General features: G+C 55.3%; 19 protein-coding genes, 1 tRNA gene and 1 pseudogene. 12 read left to right on the top strand and 9 right to left on the bottom strand.

All coding sequences use genetic code 11. From position 1 onward, the window contains the following. Positions 1-123 precede the first annotated feature (123 nt). Genes GHO41_RS04610 through GHO41_RS04620 form a run of 3 tightly spaced genes read left to right on the top strand, consistent with a single transcriptional unit; the run spans position 124 to position 734 of the window. The gene (locus GHO41_RS04610) at positions 124-297 is read left to right on the top strand and encodes a hypothetical protein (protein WP_256678671.1); all 174 of its coding nucleotides are present in this window, start codon (positions 124-126) and stop codon (positions 295-297) included. Positions 298-331: 34 nt separating this feature from the next. Further along, positions 332-466: a hypothetical protein gene (locus GHO41_RS04615; protein ID WP_256678672.1), complete on the top strand. Its 135-nt coding sequence runs from the start codon at positions 332-334 to the stop codon at positions 464-466. Further along, entirely contained in the window at positions 456-734 is a 279-nt protein-coding gene (locus GHO41_RS04620) for a type II toxin-antitoxin system RelE/ParE family toxin (protein WP_153433044.1), read from the top strand. The genes GHO41_RS04615 and GHO41_RS04620 overlap by 11 nt, the downstream gene beginning before the upstream one ends. A 147-nt stretch (positions 735-881) precedes the next feature. Here GHO41_RS04620 and GHO41_RS04625 read toward each other — a convergent pair. The 6 genes and pseudogenes from GHO41_RS04625 to GHO41_RS04650 form a co-directional block, all read right to left on the bottom strand. Continuing rightward, a pseudogene (locus GHO41_RS04625) lies at positions 882-1409 on the bottom strand (iron transporter). A gap of 26 nt (positions 1410-1435) precedes the next feature. Further along, the gene (locus tag GHO41_RS04630) at positions 1436-2260 is read right to left on the bottom strand and encodes an FTR1 family protein (protein WP_153433045.1); all 825 of its coding nucleotides are present in this window, start codon (positions 2258-2260) and stop codon (positions 1436-1438) included. 1 nt (position 2261) lies between these two features. Then, the gene (locus GHO41_RS04635) at positions 2262-2621 is read right to left on the bottom strand and encodes a cupredoxin domain-containing protein (protein ID WP_256678673.1); all 360 of its coding nucleotides are present in this window, start codon (positions 2619-2621) and stop codon (positions 2262-2264) included. Between the two features lie 240 nt (positions 2622-2861). Beyond that, positions 2862-2948 (bottom strand) — tRNA-Leu (locus GHO41_RS04640). 247 nt (positions 2949-3195) lie between these two features. After that, positions 3196-4314, bottom strand: a complete 1119-nt coding sequence (locus tag GHO41_RS04645) for a PepSY-associated TM helix domain-containing protein (protein WP_153433046.1) — start codon at positions 4312-4314, stop codon at positions 3196-3198. 148 nt (positions 4315-4462) lie between these two features. After that, a complete protein-coding gene (locus GHO41_RS04650) occupies positions 4463-6685 on the bottom strand; it encodes a TonB-dependent siderophore receptor (protein WP_153433047.1) in 2223 nt (740 codons plus the stop codon). Positions 6686-6938: 253 nt separating this feature from the next. On the opposite strand from GHO41_RS04650, the gene GHO41_RS04655 reads away from it, so the two are divergent. The 4 genes from GHO41_RS04655 to GHO41_RS04670 all read left to right on the top strand — a co-directional run bounded on the left by GHO41_RS04655 (position 6939) and on the right by GHO41_RS04670 (position 9288). After that, complete coding sequence (locus GHO41_RS04655) at positions 6939-7715, top strand: helix-turn-helix transcriptional regulator (protein ID WP_153433048.1); 777 nt, start codon at positions 6939-6941, stop codon at positions 7713-7715. A gap of 270 nt (positions 7716-7985) precedes the next feature. Next, a complete protein-coding gene (locus GHO41_RS04660; RefSeq protein WP_153433049.1) occupies positions 7986-8198 on the top strand; it encodes a hypothetical protein in 213 nt (70 codons plus the stop codon). A 40-nt stretch (positions 8199-8238) separates the two neighbouring features. After that, entirely contained in the window at positions 8239-8838 is a 600-nt protein-coding gene (locus tag GHO41_RS04665) for a disulfide bond formation protein B (RefSeq protein WP_153433050.1), read from the top strand. Positions 8839-8871: 33 nt separating this feature from the next. Continuing rightward, positions 8872-9288, top strand: coding sequence for an Ivy family c-type lysozyme inhibitor (locus GHO41_RS04670; RefSeq protein ID WP_323368798.1), 417 nt, complete (start codon positions 8872-8874; stop codon positions 9286-9288). Between the two features lie 74 nt (positions 9289-9362). Here GHO41_RS04670 and GHO41_RS04675 read toward each other — a convergent pair whose 3' ends face one another. Further along, complete coding sequence (locus GHO41_RS04675; protein ID WP_178126468.1) at positions 9363-10583, bottom strand: EAL domain-containing protein; 1221 nt, start codon at positions 10581-10583, stop codon at positions 9363-9365. A gap of 226 nt (positions 10584-10809) precedes the next feature. Here GHO41_RS04675 and GHO41_RS04680 point away from each other — a divergent pair, with 226 nt between their 5' ends. From GHO41_RS04680 to GHO41_RS04690, 3 genes are all read left to right on the top strand, one after another. Continuing rightward, positions 10810-11856, top strand: coding sequence for a DMT family transporter (locus tag GHO41_RS04680; protein ID WP_153433052.1), 1047 nt, complete (start codon positions 10810-10812; stop codon positions 11854-11856). A gap of 61 nt (positions 11857-11917) precedes the next feature. Further along, positions 11918-12505 (top strand): DedA family protein, encoded by a 588-nt coding sequence (locus GHO41_RS04685; RefSeq protein WP_153433053.1) that lies wholly within the window; start codon positions 11918-11920, stop codon positions 12503-12505. 169 nt (positions 12506-12674) lie between these two features. Then, positions 12675-13211 (top strand): DUF4174 domain-containing protein, encoded by a 537-nt coding sequence (locus GHO41_RS04690; RefSeq protein ID WP_153433054.1) that lies wholly within the window; start codon positions 12675-12677, stop codon positions 13209-13211. A gap of 132 nt (positions 13212-13343) precedes the next feature. On the opposite strand, the gene punR is transcribed toward GHO41_RS04690, so the two are convergent. Continuing rightward, entirely contained in the window at positions 13344-14294 is a 951-nt protein-coding gene (gene punR / locus GHO41_RS04695; RefSeq protein WP_153433055.1) for a DNA-binding transcriptional activator PunR, read from the bottom strand. A gap of 117 nt (positions 14295-14411) precedes the next feature. On the opposite strand from punR, the gene punC reads away from it, so the two are divergent. Then, positions 14412-15596: a purine nucleoside transporter PunC gene (gene punC, locus GHO41_RS04700; RefSeq protein WP_153433056.1), complete on the top strand. Its 1185-nt coding sequence runs from the start codon at positions 14412-14414 to the stop codon at positions 15594-15596. An 85-nt stretch (positions 15597-15681) separates the two neighbouring features. On the opposite strand, the gene GHO41_RS04705 is transcribed toward punC, so the two are convergent. Continuing rightward, complete coding sequence (locus tag GHO41_RS04705; protein ID WP_153433057.1) at positions 15682-16377, bottom strand: pirin family protein; 696 nt, start codon at positions 16375-16377, stop codon at positions 15682-15684. A gap of 269 nt (positions 16378-16646) precedes the next feature. On the opposite strand from GHO41_RS04705, the gene GHO41_RS04710 reads away from it, so the two are divergent. Continuing rightward, positions 16647-19124 (top strand): UvrD-helicase domain-containing protein, encoded by a 2478-nt coding sequence (locus tag GHO41_RS04710; RefSeq protein ID WP_371928838.1) that lies wholly within the window; start codon positions 16647-16649, stop codon positions 19122-19124. The last annotated feature ends 82 nt before the right edge of the window (positions 19125-19206 follow it).

Consider the following 19206-nt stretch of genomic DNA (forward strand, 5'->3'; position numbering starts at 1 on the left):
TCGGTACTCAGGTGGTTGTATTGGGTAGACATGGCAACACCTTACATGAGGTGTTGCACTTGCTCCTTGAGACCGCCGACTACCGAAGCGGCCGGTACATCCATGACCCATGGAGCTAATGGCATGACTCATACGGAATATTATGAGCAAGTGGGTCATGGCTCGGACTGCAAACTGGAAGCGACGGTCAATCAGGCCAAGAAAATAGTCCTGTTTAAAATTCAGGACGGGAAAATACTGCATGGCAAGTGCCAGAATATTCCTTACGTTCCCGGTTATATTCCGCCTGGTTTTTAGGCTGAACGACCTAACTAATGACGCAAACGAGGCCATGATTGAGCGACTGGACGACCTTGAGCTGGCGCAAATAGACAAAGCTCGCATTGAAACGGGCGAGGAGCCTCTCCGTGTATCGCTCGACGAGCTGATTGGCGAGGTTGAGGCCGATATCGCAAATGGCCGTTGAGTACACCGCCAAATGGGACCCAAAAGCGCTGAAGGAATTACGCAAGCTGGACGGCGCTGTACGTCTTAAGTTTTTGCGAAGGCTTGAAGAGCCCCCGCGAGTGCCTGGCGATGCGCTTCATGACTTAAAGGACTGCTACAAAATCAATTTGCGCGGGGCAGGGTACCGGCTGGTCTATCGCGTCGAGGATGAGCGAATTGTCATCCTGGTGCTGACCATTGGTAGGCGAGCGCGCGGCTTTGTACATGAGCAGGCAGAGAAGCGGTAGACCAGATACAAGAAGCCCGGCGCTGGGCCGGACTTAAAAGGTGCTCAATGTGCCATTTGAGCTCGGGATAGTAACCTGTGCGGGCTGGAGTTTCGGTGAGCCTCTTCAATCATCATGGGTACTCGAGTATCTGCCCCCAACATCAGGCTACTTTTGTGGATATTCGAAGGTGAAGGTCTCAGTGAAGGGGGCCCACCATTCAGGCACGCCGGTTTCCTTGTCGATATGGTGGAAGAAGCCGTTGACTTGCGGGCTCTCATAACGAAGTACAACCGTGTAGGTCCCAGGCCCGCTCATTTTCACGTTATTGGCGTAGTGAGCCCCGTCTTTCGCGACCATAGGCAGTAACGTACCTATCTCCTTGTAATCATTTGATCCCTTTTTGGTCAGCAAATACGAGATTCTGAGATAAGGAATCCACTCACCATTCGAGAATCCTTATTTGTTGTCTGCGGTGGCATGAACGTCTGTTTCAAGGTGAACGCTGTCGGCCCCCATAACCATTCCTGGAGGCATCGGCGCCATATCAATGCCAACCAGATACGAGGAGGCAATTTCCATGTCATGCGTTATGACAGGCCCCCCGATGGGATACTCTCTGGCACTGGCACCCAGGGAAAACAGCAAGGCGCTGACTGCAACCACAGCGCAGGTCGTTGAGATGGTTTTTTTCACGGATTGCTCCCTTGGTAGACGACTTATTAAGCGGTAGGGTGTTTTTTTGCGGATCTTTTGATCAGTTGGCTGCCCAGGATCAATAGCGCCAGAGTGACGGCCCAGGCAGCCACTTGAACGCCCATGGGCCTGTCGCTGTAGCCCAGCAATGCCTGGAGTACACGTCCGGGCATGCTGCCATCCGCGACAATCGAGGACGTGTCCCACAGCTCATAGCCCCAGGCGGGAATCAGGTTGGCACCTGCCAGAATCGCCGCTGCACGACCGGCCATGCCCGCCGCCATGAGGGCGATCAGCCAACCGGTACATGCAAAGAGTTTGTTCAGGGGAACCGTGATCAACCCCCGGTACAGCAGCCAGGACACCAGGCTGCCAGCCAGTACGCCGGCCAGGCCGCCGACCAGCATGTAAACCATTGACGTCTGCCCCGAAGCCGCGATGCCGTAGAGGAACAGCACAACTTCCGAACCCTCGCGCAAGACGGCGACAGCCACCACAATAGCCATCGCTGGAAGTGAGGATTCACCACGGGCAACCGCGTGCCCAAGGGCTTTCATTTCGGCAGCCAGTTCGCGTCCATGGCTGGCCATCCAGAGGTTGTGCCAACCCAGCATAAACACCGCGACAATCAGAATCGCGCTGTTGAAGACTTCTTCACCGAACCCCGAGAGTGATTGCGTGATTTCCCCGGCAAAAACAGCCAGCACGCTCGCGCCCAACAGGCCCGCCACAATACCCAGGGCGATGTAGGTGCCTCTTCGATAGATGCCTTGTGTCGCCGCCAACACGATCCCGACGATCAACCCTGCCTCAAGCACTTCCCGGAACACGATCAGTAAACTGGCAAGCATGTTATTGCTCCCCTGTCACAGTCACTGTGCCTTTAGCATCCGGATGATAGTCATCGAAAAAGGTGTAAGTGCCCGGGTGCATAGGGCCTGCAAACACAGTGATGGTGTTTCCGGGCACGATAATTTTCTCGAATTTCATGTCGTAACTTTCAAACTCATCCACTGACGTGTCATGACTTGTCAGTTGAATTCGAAATCTTTTTCCACTGGAGACAGTGAAGGTTGATGGCGAGAACTGATGGTTTTCTAGAACCAGGGAGACAGGTGCGTCGTCTGAGGCTTCTGCGGCGAGCAGAACACCACACGGTAGGCATGACAACACAAGAACAAATGCGGTACGCACGAGCATAACGGCTTCCATGTAATGAAACTCATTCGCGAACAGTGCATTGCAGTCTTGCGTTAAGCAATACACTCCGGAGCGTAGGTAGACTGTTTCATCAAAGTTTCATTTGCAGGTGGCAGGCGGGGGGGATGGTGTCCAACCGGCAGGGCGTCGGTAGGGAGGGTGCAATTGAAGAATTGCGGAGCAGCTCCCAAAATTTCGGAGCAAAAAAACAAAGGGCCTGCACGCTGAAAGCGTGCAAGCCCTTGATTTGTTTGGTGCCCGAAGCCGGAATCGAACCGGCACGTCCTTTCGAACGGGGGATTTTAAGTCCCATGCGTCTACCAATTTCGCCATTCGGGCGGTAGCGCTGTAAAGCGGGTCATGCAGGAGGTGCTTTGACGTGCAAAGTACTTATTAGCCTGCGTGACAGGTGGTCGAATATATAGACCCAACGGCGTTGAGGCAAGTTGGTTAGAGCTTTTCAAGCAAGTTTTTTTGACCTGACCTTCGATTAAAATCGTCGAAAAATCAGTGGGCTAGGGAATTAGGGGCAAGACTGAGTCGGATTTTTCACTATTGTGAGCAGGATTTAGCCCGCGCTTCATGGCTATAACGCCGTTTTTGGTTTTCGATGTTTGCGTGTCAGGTATAGCATCCAGCCTGTTACGAAAAATAACGGCATACAGGCTGAAGCCACGAATAGTGCGATTCGTCCAGCAATACCGAAGTAGCTACCGACATGCAGGGCGAAGTTACTGATCAGTAGCCGATCAGCAACGGGCTGATCTTCGTAGCGAGCATGCGCCTTGATCTGGCCTGTTTGCGTATCGACGCTGACTTCACTCAGGGCGCTCGGGTTGGCTGAGGTCGAGGTCAAGTAAAACAGCATGGCGGGCTGGCCGGGTGTTGCCGGGAGTCGTAGGTTCCATTCGCCAAGTTGGGGCCCCGCAGCACGTGAAAGGTGGGTCCACAGCATTGTGTAGTCGATTGGCAACGCGTTGTTTGTGGCTCGCTCTGTGGTGCGCTGCGCTGGACGCCCGTGGCGCAAACTTTCGTAGTTACCGGACAGGCCCGCATTGCCCTTGAGTTGCAGGGCATCGGCATGGGGTACTCCAATTGACCAATAAAGCCCGGTCAATGCGGACAACAGATAGAACAGCGCGCACCATGTGCCAAGCACGTAATGCAACTCCCGTAGAAAGCCGCGCCCTTTTCGGCTTGCATTCAAGGTCAACCAGACTCGCCAGTTCAGTGTCTGTCGGGGCCACCGTAGATAGAGTCCGGAAATAACAAAAAACACCTGCATGATCGCCCCTATCCGGGTGAGCAGGCGTCCGGCAAACCCCATTGCCAAATGATGATGCAGTTGTGCAGTGAACTCGAAAAAAGCCTGGCCTGTGAGCCTCCCGTATAACTGGCCGGTGGAGCGATCAACATACTGCGCTATGGGGGCGATGTGATCGGCAGAAGGTGCAAACAGAACGCGACCGGTGCTCCATAGGGATGACACTTTGCGTCCCGATGATTCCTCTAGACGGGCAATCAGTTCAGAGGGAGGTAAAGGCGCTGAATGACTGTCTTGAGAGTGCGCTAACTCCGGGTTTAATAAAACGATCAGTTCGTCCTGAAAGCACAGGATCGCGCCTGTCAGGCCAACGATTGCCAGCACGGCACCCAGCGTAATACCGATAAATCCATGAATACGAAACAACTGCTGCTTCCACACGGTAAACACCCGTTATTAATGAGGCTGTGAGTACTGAGCGCATGTGGTAAGCCGCTGGGCAAAAGCCCGGCGGCTCTCAAGCGCAAGTGGGTGTTCAGAAGTTGTAGTTGGCCGTCAGTGTTGCGCTGCGACCGGCGCCTGGCGTTGCTCAGCCTGGAGCGGTATTACTGCCGCCGCGAACGTTGGTGTAGTAGTCCTTGTTAAACAGGTTATCGACGTTCAATTGCAAATCCAGATTGCGATTGATCTTGTAGTCGACCATGGCCCGATGGGTGACATAGCCCTTGACCAGAATGTTCGCGTCTTCATCGGTACTGTCGACGCGCTGCGAGCTTTGTGCGGTCAGGCCGTAACCCACTTGCCAGTCACGGGACAGGTCGTAGGTTGTCCAGACGTTCAGCGCATTGCGCGGTGTAAAGGGCAGCGGATTGCCTTTGTTCGGGTCGCCGGCGGTTGCCGCTACGTGATCGGAGACGCCTTGCAGTACCTCGCTCTTGAGGTAGGTGTAGTTGGCGAAGACCGACCACTCTTTGGTGATCAGGCCCGATGCCCCCAAGGTTATGCCATCGACACGTGCGCGGCCTTGCAACTGTTGCTCGGGGATAAGGGGATCGCCGGAGCTGACTTTGTAGTTGGTGCGTTCGTTTCTGAAGATCGAGCCGGTCAGGGACAGCTTCTCGTTGAGCAGGTCCCATTTTGTGCCTAGCTCATAGAGTTTTGCGGTTTCCGGGGCAACGTTACAGTTGTCAGCGCGGGCCAGGGCGTTCAGGCATGAGCCGTTAACGGTCGCGTCCGACGGGGTTTTCGAGTTGCTGTAAGCAAAGTAGAAACTGCCTTTTTCTACGGGTTTGTAGACCAGGCCCGCGCGCCAGGAGAACAGGTCTTCATTGTTCTCAGAGCTCGTCCGCGATTGCAGAGAGCCGTTGGTGGCGTAGGTCTTGGCAATCATGGTGTCTTCGTTGCGCTCATACCGCATGCCCCCATTGATCTCCCACTGGTCATTGAGTTTGAGGGTATCAAAGGCATACACCGCGTTATTGCTCAGGTCGCCGTCATTGTGGCCGCTGCGGTAGTAGTTTTGCGGGCCGTTGTAGTGGGAGTCCGGATTACGTATATCCATGGGCACATAGCTATATGTTCCGCCATTGGCCGTGCGTTGCGCGTTACCCGAGTCGAGGTCGTAGCGCTCTTTGCTTAATGCCACGCCGAGGACCAGGGTGTGATCGATAAAACCGGTGGCGAATTTGGTCGTCAGGTCTGTCTGGTTGAACAGCATGGTGTTTTGGGTGTCGAGCACGGTGCCGCGTGGACCTGCCGGGGTGAATGTGCCAGGCAATGCGCATTTGACGCCGCCCGGTGTCAGACCAGAGCCCAGGCACCATGTGCCTTGAGGTGGGTTAACGGTCGCCTTTTGGTCGGTCACGCTATAGCGCGTGAGGTTGCTGATTTTCAACGCGTCACTGAAGTCGTGTTCAAACTTCGCTGTCAGTGAGTTGACCTGGTCAATCTGTTGGTCAACGTTGCTGTAGCCATAAAAGTTGCTGCGTTTCACACCGGGCAAGGTCCCGCCCTTGAAGAACGGGACGCCGTAGTCGGGGGTGTTTTTGTCTTCTTGATGCAGGTAACTGAGTGTAAAGCGGGTATCTGTGCCCAGGCCGAAGGCGATCGAGGGCGCAATGCCCCAGCGGTTGTAATCAACCTTGTCGCGCTCGGCCACGTTGTTGCTGTGGGCCATCAAGTTGAGACGAAACGCTGTGGTCTCGTCGATTTGACGGTTGATATCAGCCGTAGTGCGCTTGTAGCTGTCAGTGCCGATGCCTGCGCTCAAATGGGTGAAATCGGTGAGGCTTGGTGCCTTGCTGACCAGGTTGATGGTGCCACCAATTGCGCCGACCCCTGAATACACCGAGTTTGCGCCGCTGATGACTTCCACCTGCTGCAAATTGAAAGTGTCTGAGCGGCTGTATTGAGCGCTGTCACGCACGCCGTCAATGGTGATGTCGTTACTGGCTGAGAACCCGCGCATGTTCAGCGAGTCGCCAAAGCCTCCACCGCCTTCACCGGCATTGAATGTGATGCCTGGCACCGTGCTGAGCACGTTCTGTAGCGACAGCAAGTTCTGCTGCTTGATCACTTGTTCCGGGATTATGGTGATGGTCTGCGGGATGTCGCGCAACGGTTCCGTGTACTTGGGAGAGGACGGTTGCGCAAGCTGCGCCTGAGTGTCTTTTTGGCCGTCGATTTTGGTGACGCCCAACTCCAATGGTTGTTCGACAGTGGCTGCCATTGTGGTCTGACTCGCGATTGCCAGACCCAGCGCGCAGGCCAATTGGCTTTGTTTGGGCGTTGTTCGCGTCAACAGGTTTTGCATCATATTCCCCAGAGTCATTTTTAAGGTGCTAAAGCCAACGATAATTATTACTATTCGTAACTTGTTCGAAACGCCCCTTCGCCCGGTGTGGCCGAGCCAATGCAGTAGAAGAAAGAGAAGGGGGTGATGTGGGCGAAAGGGCCGTTCAGGTCAGGGTTTTGAACCCGCAGCCTGCGCGCCAAGCCCGGAGAATTTAAACCCTCATCTGCCACAGGGCTGCGGTAAATGAGTCAATCAGTACGGAAGTTCGGTCATGCTCGACCCCATTGTCACCGCTCATGAAATCAACTCGCCGCTGGCGCCCATTTTGTTGGCTGTCGAGAAAAAACAGGCAGGGGTGCGCCATGTACCGAGCCACAGCCATGCGCAGGGTCAATTGCTGGGGACGTTCACGGGGCTGGCGACGGTGGGCATCGGCGAGCACCTGCAACAGTGGATCGTCCCGGCCATTCATGCTGTCTGGATTCCGCCCAACATGCTCCACTCATCGTTGTCCCACGGGCCATTTCACGGGTGGAGTGTGTTTGTGGATGAGCAGGCTTGCGCGCGTCTTCCAACCACACTACGAACGTTTCGGGTCTCAAGACTCCTGCGCGAGGCGGTCGGCCGGGCAGCCACCTGGAAGGGCCAAAAGTTGGGCCGTGCCGAATTGCATCTGGTAGAAGTGATTTTCGACGAAATTGGCAATTTGCCTGAAGAACGCCTTGGTTTACCGATGCCTTCCGACAGCCGAATTCTGCGAATTGCTACCCAGTTTCTGGCGGACATGACCAACCAGCGCACCTTGGAAGAATGGGCTGCCTGGACGTCCATTGCTCCGCGAACCCTGAGCCGTTTGTTTGTCGAGCAAACGGGGTTCAACTTCGGTGAGTGGCGCCAGCAGGCCAGGCTGATGCGGGCACTTGAAATGCTGGCCCGTGGCGAGCCAGTGACGCGAATTGCGCTAGACCTGGGGTACGACAACCTCAGCGCTTTTATCGCTATGTTCAAAAAGCGTTTTGGGGTTACGCCAGGAAAATTTTCTGTGTGAGGGCAGGGGCTTCGTCATGCGAAGCCCGCGCGTTAAATCAGAACAACGAGACGGGGTTTGTATCGCTGCTGCGTGAAACGACTGCTGCAGCGATACCTGATGTTGAATTGATGGGGAGTGGAACGTGAACATCGTGGGGCATCTTGCTTTTAAAAAGTGCTGGACTACCCTGATTTCCTTGGCGTTCTTCAGTTTTGCCATTTAAAGCGAGTTGCATCTTCACGAAGCGCTAATGCAGTACAGGGTTAATCAAAGGGAGTTGATGCCGCCATGATGTTTGTCGTTTTTGCCGTGCTTGCATTGGCGCTGGTTGTGGGGTGGTTTGGTCGCAGGAAGTGGGCGCTGATACTGCTGTTTGTGTTTTTTGTTTTGGCCATCAAGGTATTTCTCTGGGAAATATATAGCCCGGAATACGGTTACAGAATGCCCTGGATTCAGGTGAATAACGCGGGTAATGACTTCCCGGCCAGTACACGTGCGTGATCAAGTTTTCTCGAAAACCAGCGATGGAGCGCCGGATGCCATGAATCGTTTTTCTAATAAAGTAGCGGCAGGGTGGGGTGAGTACGCGTCGCCGCTGCTCTATGTCTATTTGCTGGGGATGATGGCGGTGCTTGCGGGGATATTGACCACTGCCATGACCCTGCAATATGTCGACGGTGAGTTGCCTTGCCCGCTGTGCCTGTTGCAGCGCGCGGCCATGCTGGGTGTTTGTTTCGGGATCATGCAGCAATTGCGGCATGGGTACTCCTGGTTCAATACCGGCATTTGCCTGGCGTTTTCGGTGTTGCTGCTGATTATCTCGGTTCGGCAAACCTTGCTGGATATCTACCCGCGCCCAGGGCATGCCTATGTGGGCAGTGCGGTGTTTGGCCTGCATATGCCAGTCTGGTCAGTGATTATTGCGCTCTGTCTGATTACCGCGATCGCTTTGCAACTGATCATCTGGGGCGCCAATAAGCAGGTCGCCGATAAACGCATTGGGCTTTATCCGCGCCTGAAGACTATTGCGTGGGCGCTCAGTTTTTATGTGATTGCAATCGGGGTGGTCAATTTTGTCTCGGTTGGGGTTCAGTGCAAGTTCAATCAATGTCACACCTTTAGTTATCAATTACTGGATTGAACAGTGTTGAGTGTGTCGAAAAGGAGTAAATCAGTGAAAACAGCTATTACGTTGGCTTTTGTGGGGGCCTCTTTACTGTCAGGTGTTGCCAATGCACAGACGCCACAATACTTGTTTGATGTGACGGGCAAGAGCCCGTACAAACAGGCCTACCAGGACATGCTGGCGTTCCCTGAATGGGTGCGCACCGGCCAAGGCACTTCGACGCCGCTGCAAGAAGTGGTCATCGATGGGCAGAAATACACCCTGGGCCAAATGTGCAAGCCCCATGACTGTGCGGATAATCAGCTGATTGTTATTTTCAGCCCCGACAAGAAAAAAGCATGGGGTTTGTTGGCCACACGATCGGCTGATGGTCAGTCGTTCAATACACAGCTCCTGGGTGCGCCTGAGGCGGCCATCAAGGAGTATTTGAATAAAACCCTGGCCGAGAATAATCCAGAAGACTAAGCGGTTTGCCACGCAAAGCCGGGCCTGGTTCTGTTTCATTGCGCGCTCAATGAAGCAGGAACAGGCCCGTTTTGTTAGTAGGTTGTAGTGTTGTCCAGTAAAAGGGTGAGCAGTTTCTCGCCTGTCATAGGAGGGTGGAAGAAATTACCCTGTGCTGCATCAACGCCTAAATGTTGAAGCTGAGCGAATTGTTTCTCTGTCTCAACTTCGTTGGCGATGACTTTTAAATGGAGTGATTTCGCCATGGAGATTATCGAACTGATGATTTGATTTTTTTTGATGGAGCTGTTTGTTAAAGCGAAGTTGGTATTGAGCTTTATTTGTGTGAAGGGCATGTCGGCGAGGATGTCGAAAGGTGAGTCACTGGCGCCGAAATTTCCCAGTGATAATCCAACTTGGCAGTTCATGAGTGTTGTGATGTTATCGATGTATTCGAGACTCATGGGTGTGTCAACTTTACCTGAAATTTCGAGCGCGATGGTGTGCAGCGGAATGTCGAATATTTTTAATGCTTCCAATACGTTGCTGGCGAAATGCCTGGATTTCAACAAGGAAGCATCAATGATGTACGTATAAAGAATAGTGGGGTCGATATTCAGGGTGTGGCGGTGCAGTTGAATGGCATTGGACAGCGCGCAGGAGAACAATGCCCAGTGAACGATGTGTTCAGGAGTGTCGTGCTTGAAATGGTTGGTACTTAGCCTGTCATAAGCGGGGTGGCTCCAGTGCGCGATAACTTCGATGCCGGTAATCGTTTTCGTCAATGCGCAGTATTGAGGCTGGAAGTAGGCGGTTACACGGTCGGCCTGTACGTCCTGAAAAGGGGGCTGAAAGTCCATGTCCTTATGAAGTATCTGTTTCAGTGTTTCTTGCTCGACACCTGATTTGAATACGTTGTTTTTAGCGATGTCTTTTAAAGTAAGCGCTTTTTTCAGCAGGCTGTGTATTTTGACTTTGCTGATGTCGTCTTCGTAGCGCCCCAAATGATGTTTCTTATAGTGTGTCACCAGGTTGCTTGCGCCCCATTTCATCGGTTTTTCAAGTTTTTCTGATTCGATGACTGAAAAAAATGAAAAGTATTCGCACAGATCCCTCAAGTAGCTGAGTTCTTTAAGTGAATTAAATGAATCGCAGATAACGACGTCCAGTTCGACAAACGGAGGTGTGAATGAAGTCGGTTCACTATCGTTCTCGGGTGCATGAATATTAATGATGCCGATCGCCTTCAGTAAACCAGTCAGGGCTTTGGTTTTTACAGGGCTTGCACAAAAAATTACAACGTTCAGGGTATTCATGACCAAACTCTCCTTGTCTATTTTTAATGTAAATAGACAAGGCTCGGGCGTCATTCAGACAATTCCTGTTTTTGTGAGCGCGCACCCGGCTATTTAGTCATGTTGTAAAGCGGGAGCACCTTGGATTTTGTCAGTGATCCTGCCATAAGTCATAACCAGTGTTAGCTGTCGTTCAGGGCAGCATGGTTAGGCTAGGATGCACTCAGGTCCTGAACGGGTTGGCATCATGAATACCAGCGTGATTTATGCATTGGCTGCGGCCGCACTGTTCGGCGCCAGCACGCCGCTGGCCAAGGTGTTAGGGGCTGAGGTGCCGCCTGTGCTGTTGGCCGGTTTGTTGTATTTAGGCAGCGGAGTGGGCCTGGTGCTGGTGCGTTGTCTACGCGATCGTGGCTGGAAACCTTCGGGGCTACCTGCTGGCGAATGGCCGTGGCTGGTCGGAGCGATTCTGTTCGGCGGGGTGTTGGGGCCGGTTGCCCTGATGTTTGGCTTGACCCGCACCAGTGGCGCCACCGCGTCGCTGATGCTCAACCTCGAACCGGTGCTGACTGCGCTGTTGGCGTGGGTAGTGTTCAAGGAAAATGCTGACCGCCGAATTGTTCTGGGCATGTTGGCGATTATCGCCGGCGGCCTTGTGTTGTCCTGGCCAGCCGGGCACACCCCGGATGTTTCGCAGTCGTGGCTGGGGCCCATTGCGGTGGCGTTCGCTTGTTTATGCTGGGCGGTGGACAACAACCTCACGCGCAAAGTATCGGCTTCTGATTCGTTGTATATCGCCGGTTCCAAAGGCTTGTTCGCAGGTTTGGTGAATTGCACGGTCGCGTTCACATTGGGCGCGCAATGGGTGCCGGTGCAGGTGTTGACGCCAACCCTGCTGATTGGTTTTTTAGGCTATGGCGTGAGTCTGGTGCTGTTTGTGCTGGCACTGCGTGGCCTGGGTGCGGCACGCACCGGGGCTTATTTTTCGACGGCGCCTTTTTTGGGCGCGGCCATTTCAATTCTGGTGTTGGGCGAGTCGGTTTCGCTGCTGTTTTGGCTGGCTGCGGCTTTTATGCTGTTCGGGGTGTGGCTGCACCTGACCGAATCCCATGCTCACCTGCATCAGCATCAACCGCTGGAGCATACGCACCGGCACACCCATGACGAGCACCATCAGCATGAACATGATGGGGATGAACCTGCGGGCATCGCGCACAGTCATACGCATCAACATGCACCGATTCAGCACAGTCACCCGCATTTTCCGGATATTCATCACCGGCACACGCACTGAACAGAGCGTCTCTTGCAGGAAGCAGTAACACTTTTTATTGGAATGGAGCGCCAGAGCGCACATGTTTGAACACATCGATCTGAACCACTTGCTGGCCACTTATGGCTATCTGGCCATCTTTATTGGTTGCCTGCTTGAAGGTGAGACCATCCTGATTTTGGGAGGGATGGCAGCGCACCAACATGCGCTCAAACTGTTGCCGGTGATCGGTTATGCCAGCGTGGCCGGGATGCTCGGCGATCAGTTGTTGTTCTGGGTCGGGCGCTATTTTGGCGAGCGATTGCTGCCCCGATTGCACAAGCAGAAAGCCGCCATCGATCGGGTATCGCAGCTAATCAACCAGTACCCGACGGTGTCGATTTTTTCCGTGCGTTTTCTCTACGGCATGCGCCTGGTCGGGCCAATGGTAATCGGTGCGAGCAAGGTGTCACCGTTGAAATTCACCTTTATCAACCTGTTGGGCGCAGTGGTGTGGGCAACGCTGTTCGTCAATGCGGGGTATTGGGCCGGGGAGTTTCTGCAAGGCGTTTTTGGCGACCTTAAGCCATACCGTTTGCCGATTGCGCTGTGTGTCATCGGAGTGATGGTGGGTATTGGCCTGATTCGCCATTACCGGGCCAAGCGTCGCTCTGCGGCTAAAACCAACTGATGACTCAGGTATTTCAAGATATTTAGGCGTGGTTGCAATAACTAAACGTGAAAGGCAAAGTCCAAAAGCCCGGTTGCGCCTATGCTTCCTACAACAGGCTCAGCGCCGAGGGTTTCAGGCCCTTGGCGGTACATTCGCGGACCCGGTCCGATAAGAAAAGGAGATCTGGATGTTTATCCGTTTATTGATCCTCGCCAGTGTGCTGGCCACCAGCACGGTCCAGGCCATTGAGGTTCCCAGCCCACTTGAACAGGATCGCGGCAAGTCCCGCCCGTTAATCATTGTTGCCCGTACACCGGCTGACCCGACACTGACCGCACTCAAGAAGGAACTGGAAGACCCGGCGATTCAGCAGGGCTTCAAGGACCGCAGTCTGGTGCTTTATGAGGTTGTCGGTATTGCCGGCAAACGGGATGGCAAAGACCTAGAAACGCAGTCTACGATGTCCCTGATACGCGGGCTTAAGCCCGGGATGATCATTGAGAAAGCCAAGGTGTTCCTGATCGGCAAGGACGGAGAGAGAAAATTTGAAGGCGAGGGCGATGCCGACCTGCCTAAATTGTTCGCCACCATCGATGCTTTGCCGGCCAGCGAGAAAGAAACCCAGGCGCCGCCAGAGGCTGTCCCTCCAGAAAAACCAGAGAAAGGCACCAAGCCTGCAAAGCCCGTAAAACCTGCCAAACCCGTTAAGGCGCTGGAAGATTAAAAGCGTTATTCGTGCGCAAAAAAAAGCCCGCTGGGGGGAGCGGGCTGAACGGGATTCACTAAAGGAGTAGGTTAAAATTAGCCCTGACGATGTGAAAGTGGTGTGAAAACCATGTCGTCAAAACGCTAACCTTCATGACCTCTCTGTTTGCGCCTCAAGATCCTGCTCCCCCACGTCCTGTTCGTTGAGCCATTCAAGGTTCAAGGTCGGCGTATCGCCCAGATACTCCAGCAGCCAACTCATCGCGGGAGACTGATGAGTCTGGTTCCAGGCAATGCACGAAGGGCTGGAGGGGAAGGGCCGTTGCAACGGCAGGGCGACCAGGCGACCTTGCTCAATCAAGGGCTTCGCGAGGTGCGCAGGCACCATGCCAACGCACAATCCATCACTCAGGCACGCCAGGCCCGTGGCCCAGTCGGGCACCATCATTCGTCGCTGGTTATCCAGTGTCCAGGTGTCGCGCTTGGGCAGGCTGCGCGAGGTGTCGTCCATGCACAATGACGGGTAGGGGCGCAGTTGCTCGTCATTCAACGGGCCCTGAAGTGACGTCAAAGGATGTGCCGGGCTGGCCACGCACAGCCAGTGCAGCGAACCCATATCTCGGAAGGCAAAGCTGGCCGTGACGGGGATTGCCCGGGTCGCGCCGATGACGATGTCCGTACGCCCGTCGACCAGGGCATCCCACACACCGTTATACACCTCGTAATGCACCAGCAATTCCACGTCGGGAAAGTGTCGGTAGAAATCCAGCAGCATTTGCTGGCAGCGGGGTTGTTTGACGATGGCGTCCACGCCGACCCGCAACTGGCCGCTCCAGCCATTGGCCACCTGTTGGCACAGACGCCGGGTGCCGAGCATTTTTTTCATCACATCGCGGGCTTCTTTGACGAACACGCGCCCGGCGGGTGTCAGCTCGACATCCCGGTGACGACGGACAAACAACGGCACAGCGAGCCATTGCTCCAGCTGGCGCACGGTGTAACTGACGGCGGAGGGGACCCGGTGCAACTCTTGGGCGGCGCCACTGAAGCTCCCGTGACGGGCGACTGCATCAATGACATCCAGAGAGTATTCAGACCACATAGCTTGCCTTCGAAATATTTGATGCCATCAGGCAATAATTCTCGCTTCACAAGGCAATCCTCAGCCGGATAATGCGCGTCAGTCAACAAATTGTTTGATGGCAAGTTTTGGGTGCACATGAAGAATTCTTTTGGTTTTACCTGTTATCTCGCCGGGCTGAGCATGCTCGGCTATCTGGCGATGGATATGTACCTGCCCGCTTTCGGCACATTGCGCAGCGAATTGGGCCTGTCGGCCGGGGCCGTGGGCGCGAGCCTGAGTATCTTTCTGGCCGGTTTCGCCTTTGGGCAATTGCTCTGGGGGCCGCTGTCTGACCGCTTGGGGCGCAAGCCGGTGCTTTTGGCGGGCCTGTCCATGTTTGCCCTGGGCTGCGTGGGGATGTTGTTTGTCGACAATGCCGCGCTGTTACTGAGCCTGCGGTTTATTCAGGCCATCGGTATTTGCGCGGCAGCGGTCACCTGGCAAGCGCTGGTGATCGATCGCTATCCGTCTGACAAAGCCAACCGGGTGTTTGCCGGGATTATGCCGCTGATGGGCTTGTCACCTGCATTGGCCCCGCTGTTGGGCGCCGTGGTGCTCAACCATTTAGGCTGGCAGGCGATTTTTGCGGTGTTGCTGGGGTTGGCGGTGCTGCTGATTGTGCCGACGCTGCTGCTCAAAGAAAAAGCCCGCAGCGTGGTCCGTACCCCGCAAGCAACTCAGGTCAGCTACTGGAAGTTACTGTGCTCGGCGAGTTTTAGCGGCAACGTGATGATGTTTGCGGCGTGCTCGGCGAGTTTCTTCGCATGGCTGACCGCGTCGCCGTTCATTCTGGGGGACATGGGCTACAGCCCGAGTGATATCGGCTTGAGCTACGCCTTGCCGACGCTGGCATTTATGGCCGGTGGTTATGGCTGCCGCAGTGCCTTGCAGCGCATCAAGGGCCGCACGCTGTTGCCGTGGCTACTGGTGGCGTACTGCGCGAGCATGGTGGGGTTGTATTGGGTGGCGACGCAAACCGAACCGACGTTGGCGACCTTGCTGATACCGTTTTGCCTGATGGCGCTGGTTAACGGCGCGAGCTACCCGATTGTGGTGGCCAATGCACTGATGCCCTTTGCCGGGAACTCGGGCAAAGCGGCCGGGCTGCAAAACACCTTACAGCTTGGCTTGTGTTTTCTGAGCAGCTTGCTGGTCTCGACCTACATCAGTCAGCCGCTGCAAATCACCGTCGAAGTGATGCTGGCGACGGCACCGCTGGCGGTGTTGGGGTATGTCATCCAGCGGCGCAAGGCCAATACCGAGGCGCTAGCAACGTCCTGACCCCTCCATCGCCCTGTAGGAGCGAGCTTGCCTCGCGATCTTTTGATCTTCGAAAAGATCGCGAGACAAATGTGAGTCGGTGATATCAGGCGACATCCACCAGCACGATTTCGCTGTCTTCTATCGCCGTCACCCGCAATACGCTTTCGTCGACGATGGCCACGCCATCCCGGGCGTGTGCGCGCAGGCCATTGACTTCAATCACGCCGGTCGCCGGCACCAAATAAGCACGGCGACCGCTGTCCAGGCGGTATTCGGCGCTTTCCCCGGCCTTGAGGTTGGCCGCTACCACACGGGCGTCTGCGCGGATGCTCAGGCTTTCGTGGTCGCCCGCTTTGCCGCTGGCCAAGGTTACAAAGCCTTCTTTCTGACCCTTCGGGAACGGTTTGGCGCCCCATGACGGTGCCTGGCCGGCTTGGTCTGGAATGATCCAGATCTGGAAGATCTTGGTCGGTGTCGACTCCAGGTTGTACTCGCTGTGGGCAATCCCGGTGCCAGCGCTCATCACCTGCACGTCACCGGCCTCGGTGCGGCCTTTGTTGCCCAGGTTGTCTTCATGGCTGATAGCACCTTCACGCACGTAGGTAATGATCTCCATGTCGCGGTGCGGGTGCTGCGGGAAACCGGTTCCGGGGGCGATGATGTCGTCGTTCCAGACGCGCAGGTTGCCCCAGTTCATCCGTTTTGGGTCGTGATAACTGGCGAACGAAAAATGGTGATGGGCATCCAGCCAACCGTGGTGTGCGCCGCCCAGGGTGTTGAAGGGTCTGAGTTCAAGCATGATTCTTCTCCTGTTCAGGTCGCCGGAAGGGTGTAAGCGGTTACCCGATTGATGATGGAGCTGATTCTCCTGCATGAACATATCGATAAAAAGCGCAAAAAATGCTTAAAAGCTATCAGTTAATTTGATGTTTCGGGTTGTTTACCTGGTGGGGTTTACCTGCACAACAAACCCTAAGCAGCTGATGCTCAAGCAATTAGCTAGAAATCTGCGCGTAATGCGGCGACCATAGCCTTTGTGCCCAGACAGCCTCACCCCACGGAGTCAGCGTGACGCAAAACACCCCCGATGTGCCTGAACAACTTGTCCCCCAAGCCCAACTGCCCTGGTTAAAACGCCTCGCTGCTCGCCTGTTTGGCAACGGTTTAAGCCGTTTGCGCGCCCAGCATGCGGCGTCGTGGTTACAAGGCCAGGCTGACGGATTTCGCAGCGGGCACACTTCAGGCTTCGATTACGGCTTCAAGGAAGGGCACAGCGAAGGGCTGGAAGAAGGGCGTCAAGTGCTGTTTATCAGCGACACGCGCCCGCAGGTACTGCGTGCGCCAGGGATTGATGACAATCTGTTCGACGATTGGCGCCTGCCCTTGAGCCCTGAGCTGAAAAAGCAGATCAAGGCCGATGTCGCGGCGTTGTTGCCCGCGCACGCACAGCCCAGCGCGGCGCAGTGGAAGATGATCTTCAGTGACACCCCGTCGACCTCCGTGGTTGCTGGCGCCGGCGCGGGCAAGTCGACGTCGCTGGTGCTGCGCATCCTGTTATTGACCCACTACCTGGGCTTTGAACTCGACTCCATGACGGTGGTGACCTTCACCCGCGAGTCGCGCAAAGACTTCATCAGCAAGCTGCAAGAGATTTTCGCCTTGTGGGGCCGCACCCTGAGCCTTAAAGAGGCCCGCGATGTGGTGCGGACCTTCCACTCACGGATCTTGCCGATGGTGCGCAGCTTGCCCGGCTATGGTCAGTTGCAGGCCTTCGAAACCCTGAACTCGCGCAGCCTGCTGAGTGAAGACGACGCCGACAGCAACCCGTTTGATCTACGCATCAACGACGCTCAGCGTCAGCAGCTCAATGCCTGTTACCACGGGCTGTACACCCGCGATGCGCGTTTTCGCGAAACACTGGCGCCGTTGTGTCGGCATGCCTTGCAGCTCAAGGAGCTGGAGCGTGATCACCCGGATGTGCAAAAACGCATGGCGGTCACCGAACTGGCAGCCAAGCGCGATGAAGAGTTGTGCGACACCCTTGAGGACTTGTGGTTTGCCGCCGGGGCCTGGCCGATCAAAGGGATCGAGCCGAACCGGGAAACCCTGGAGATCAACGGCTCGCAGTTCCATTGCCACGGGTATATCCCGCAATTGGATGCCTGGGTCGTGCTGGGCTTTGATCCGCGTGAAAACCCGCAAATCTCTCGCCCCGGGGCCAAACTGACGGTTCGCGCAGAATGGGCAGTCAAGCGCACACTGTTTCGAGCTTTTTGCAGTAAGCCGCTGATTTGGTTGGAAAGTTATGCAGATGCCAAGCGAGTCATTGCTTCGCTGGCAGGGGATGCCAGTGCCGGGCCTGGTTTTGATTACAAGCTCAAGGGCGAACTGACTTCAGCACCGTTGCTCGACTGTTTTGTTGCGGCCGCCAGTTTTATCGAGAACCTGGGGCTCGACGTGGCAGCGGCGGTGGGCGAGATGCGCTTTGCCAAGGATGACCCGGACCGTTTTTTCTTTGAGGCCTTGAGCCTTTACTGGCGGGCGCTGGAAGACCACCTGTTGGCGCAAACGCCGCCGGTGATGACCTACAACCGCATGTTCTCGTTGTTTGGTGAGAACACGCCGCAGAACTTCAAGCTGCTGAGCCACGAGCAACTGCGGCCGTTGTCGCATTTGATGATCGATGAGTTCCAGGACGTGTCACCGCAGATCGTCTCGTGGCTGCGCGCCAGCTTGCGGGAGATCCGCAGCCGTGGGCCTGCCATGCACGTCGGGCGGGGCGCTCAGCGTTCTTCGCTGCTGTGTGTGGGCGATGACTGGCAGTCGATCTATGGCTGGCGCGGCAGTTCGCCCAAGTACTTTATGGAGTTCAACAAAGAATTCCCGTCGCCCACCACTACGCGCGTGATGCTCAGCGATAACTTCCGCAGCCATCAGCACATCATCGACGCGGCTGAACACATCGTGCGGGCGGCGCCGTCGATTGCCGGTAAACGCGCCAAGGCCAGCGGCGAGCCCAAGCAGCCCGTGCCGGTGAATGTTCTCAATCGGGACGACCAGGATTTGGCTGCCCGATTGATCGAACACTACAATGCGGGCGATCGAATCTTAATGTTGTATCGAAAAAGCAGCGATAAGCTGTTGATTGAAAAGGATATACAGTCTGTAGTTAATGTGGATTCGAGGTTGGCGCCTGAATATCGTCGGCTCAAACAGTTGACGTATCACAGCTCCAAAGGCCTGCAGTCCGACGCTGTTTTCCTGCTGGGCGATTGCCAGCATCTGACCTCGTCACCGTATAAAAATCAGGTCTATCGCATGGCGGGCCTGGGCAAGGACGGCGAACCGGACCCTTACGACGCGGCGCAGAAGGACGAAATCCTGCGACTGGCCTATGTCGGTATTACCCGTGCGGTGACGCATTGCTATTGGTACCTGGAAAGCCAGGACGCCCAAGGGCCGAACATGCCCAAGGCCTCGGACCGGATACCCAAGGGCAAAGCGTTTTTTGAGGACCTACGCGGTTCAAAGGTGACTGCTGGTTAACGTGAACGTGTAGGAGCGAGCTTGCTCGCGATCTTTTAAAGATCAATAGATCGCGAGCAAGCTCGCTCCTACAAGGATTTTG

The sequence above is a fragment of the Pseudomonas sp. FSL R10-0399 genome, from assembly GCF_009600165.1.
In the GTDB taxonomy this organism is placed as follows: domain Bacteria; phylum Pseudomonadota; class Gammaproteobacteria; order Pseudomonadales; family Pseudomonadaceae; genus Aquipseudomonas; species Aquipseudomonas helleri.

Coding starts and splice junctions, on each gene's coding strand:
- GHO41_RS04610 (WP_256678671.1), top strand. CDS start 124: ATGACTCATACGGAATATTATGAGCAAGTGGGTCATGGCTCGGACTGC.
- GHO41_RS04615 (WP_256678672.1), top strand. CDS start 332: ATGATTGAGCGACTGGACGACCTTGAGCTGGCGCAAATAGACAAAGCT.
- GHO41_RS04620 (WP_153433044.1), top strand. CDS start 456: ATGGCCGTTGAGTACACCGCCAAATGGGACCCAAAAGCGCTGAAGGAA.
- GHO41_RS04630 (WP_153433045.1), bottom strand. CDS start 2,260: ATGCTTGCCAGTTTACTGATCGTGTTCCGGGAAGTGCTTGAGGCAGGG.
- GHO41_RS04635 (WP_256678673.1), bottom strand. CDS start 2,621: ATGGAAGCCGTTATGCTCGTGCGTACCGCATTTGTTCTTGTGTTGTCA.
- GHO41_RS04650 (WP_153433047.1), bottom strand. CDS start 6,685: ATGCAAAACCTGTTGACGCGAACAACGCCCAAACAAAGCCAATTGGCC.
- GHO41_RS04655 (WP_153433048.1), top strand. CDS start 6,939: ATGCTCGACCCCATTGTCACCGCTCATGAAATCAACTCGCCGCTGGCG.
- GHO41_RS04660 (WP_153433049.1), top strand. CDS start 7,986: ATGATGTTTGTCGTTTTTGCCGTGCTTGCATTGGCGCTGGTTGTGGGG.
- GHO41_RS04665 (WP_153433050.1), top strand. CDS start 8,239: ATGAATCGTTTTTCTAATAAAGTAGCGGCAGGGTGGGGTGAGTACGCG.
- GHO41_RS04675 (WP_178126468.1), bottom strand. CDS start 10,583: ATGAATACCCTGAACGTTGTAATTTTTTGTGCAAGCCCTGTAAAAACC.
- GHO41_RS04680 (WP_153433052.1), top strand. CDS start 10,810: ATGAATACCAGCGTGATTTATGCATTGGCTGCGGCCGCACTGTTCGGC.
- GHO41_RS04685 (WP_153433053.1), top strand. CDS start 11,918: ATGTTTGAACACATCGATCTGAACCACTTGCTGGCCACTTATGGCTAT.
- GHO41_RS04690 (WP_153433054.1), top strand. CDS start 12,675: ATGTTTATCCGTTTATTGATCCTCGCCAGTGTGCTGGCCACCAGCACG.
- punR (WP_153433055.1), bottom strand. CDS start 14,294: ATGTGGTCTGAATACTCTCTGGATGTCATTGATGCAGTCGCCCGTCAC.
- punC (WP_153433056.1), top strand. CDS start 14,412: ATGAAGAATTCTTTTGGTTTTACCTGTTATCTCGCCGGGCTGAGCATG.
- GHO41_RS04705 (WP_153433057.1), bottom strand. CDS start 16,377: ATGCTTGAACTCAGACCCTTCAACACCCTGGGCGGCGCACACCACGGT.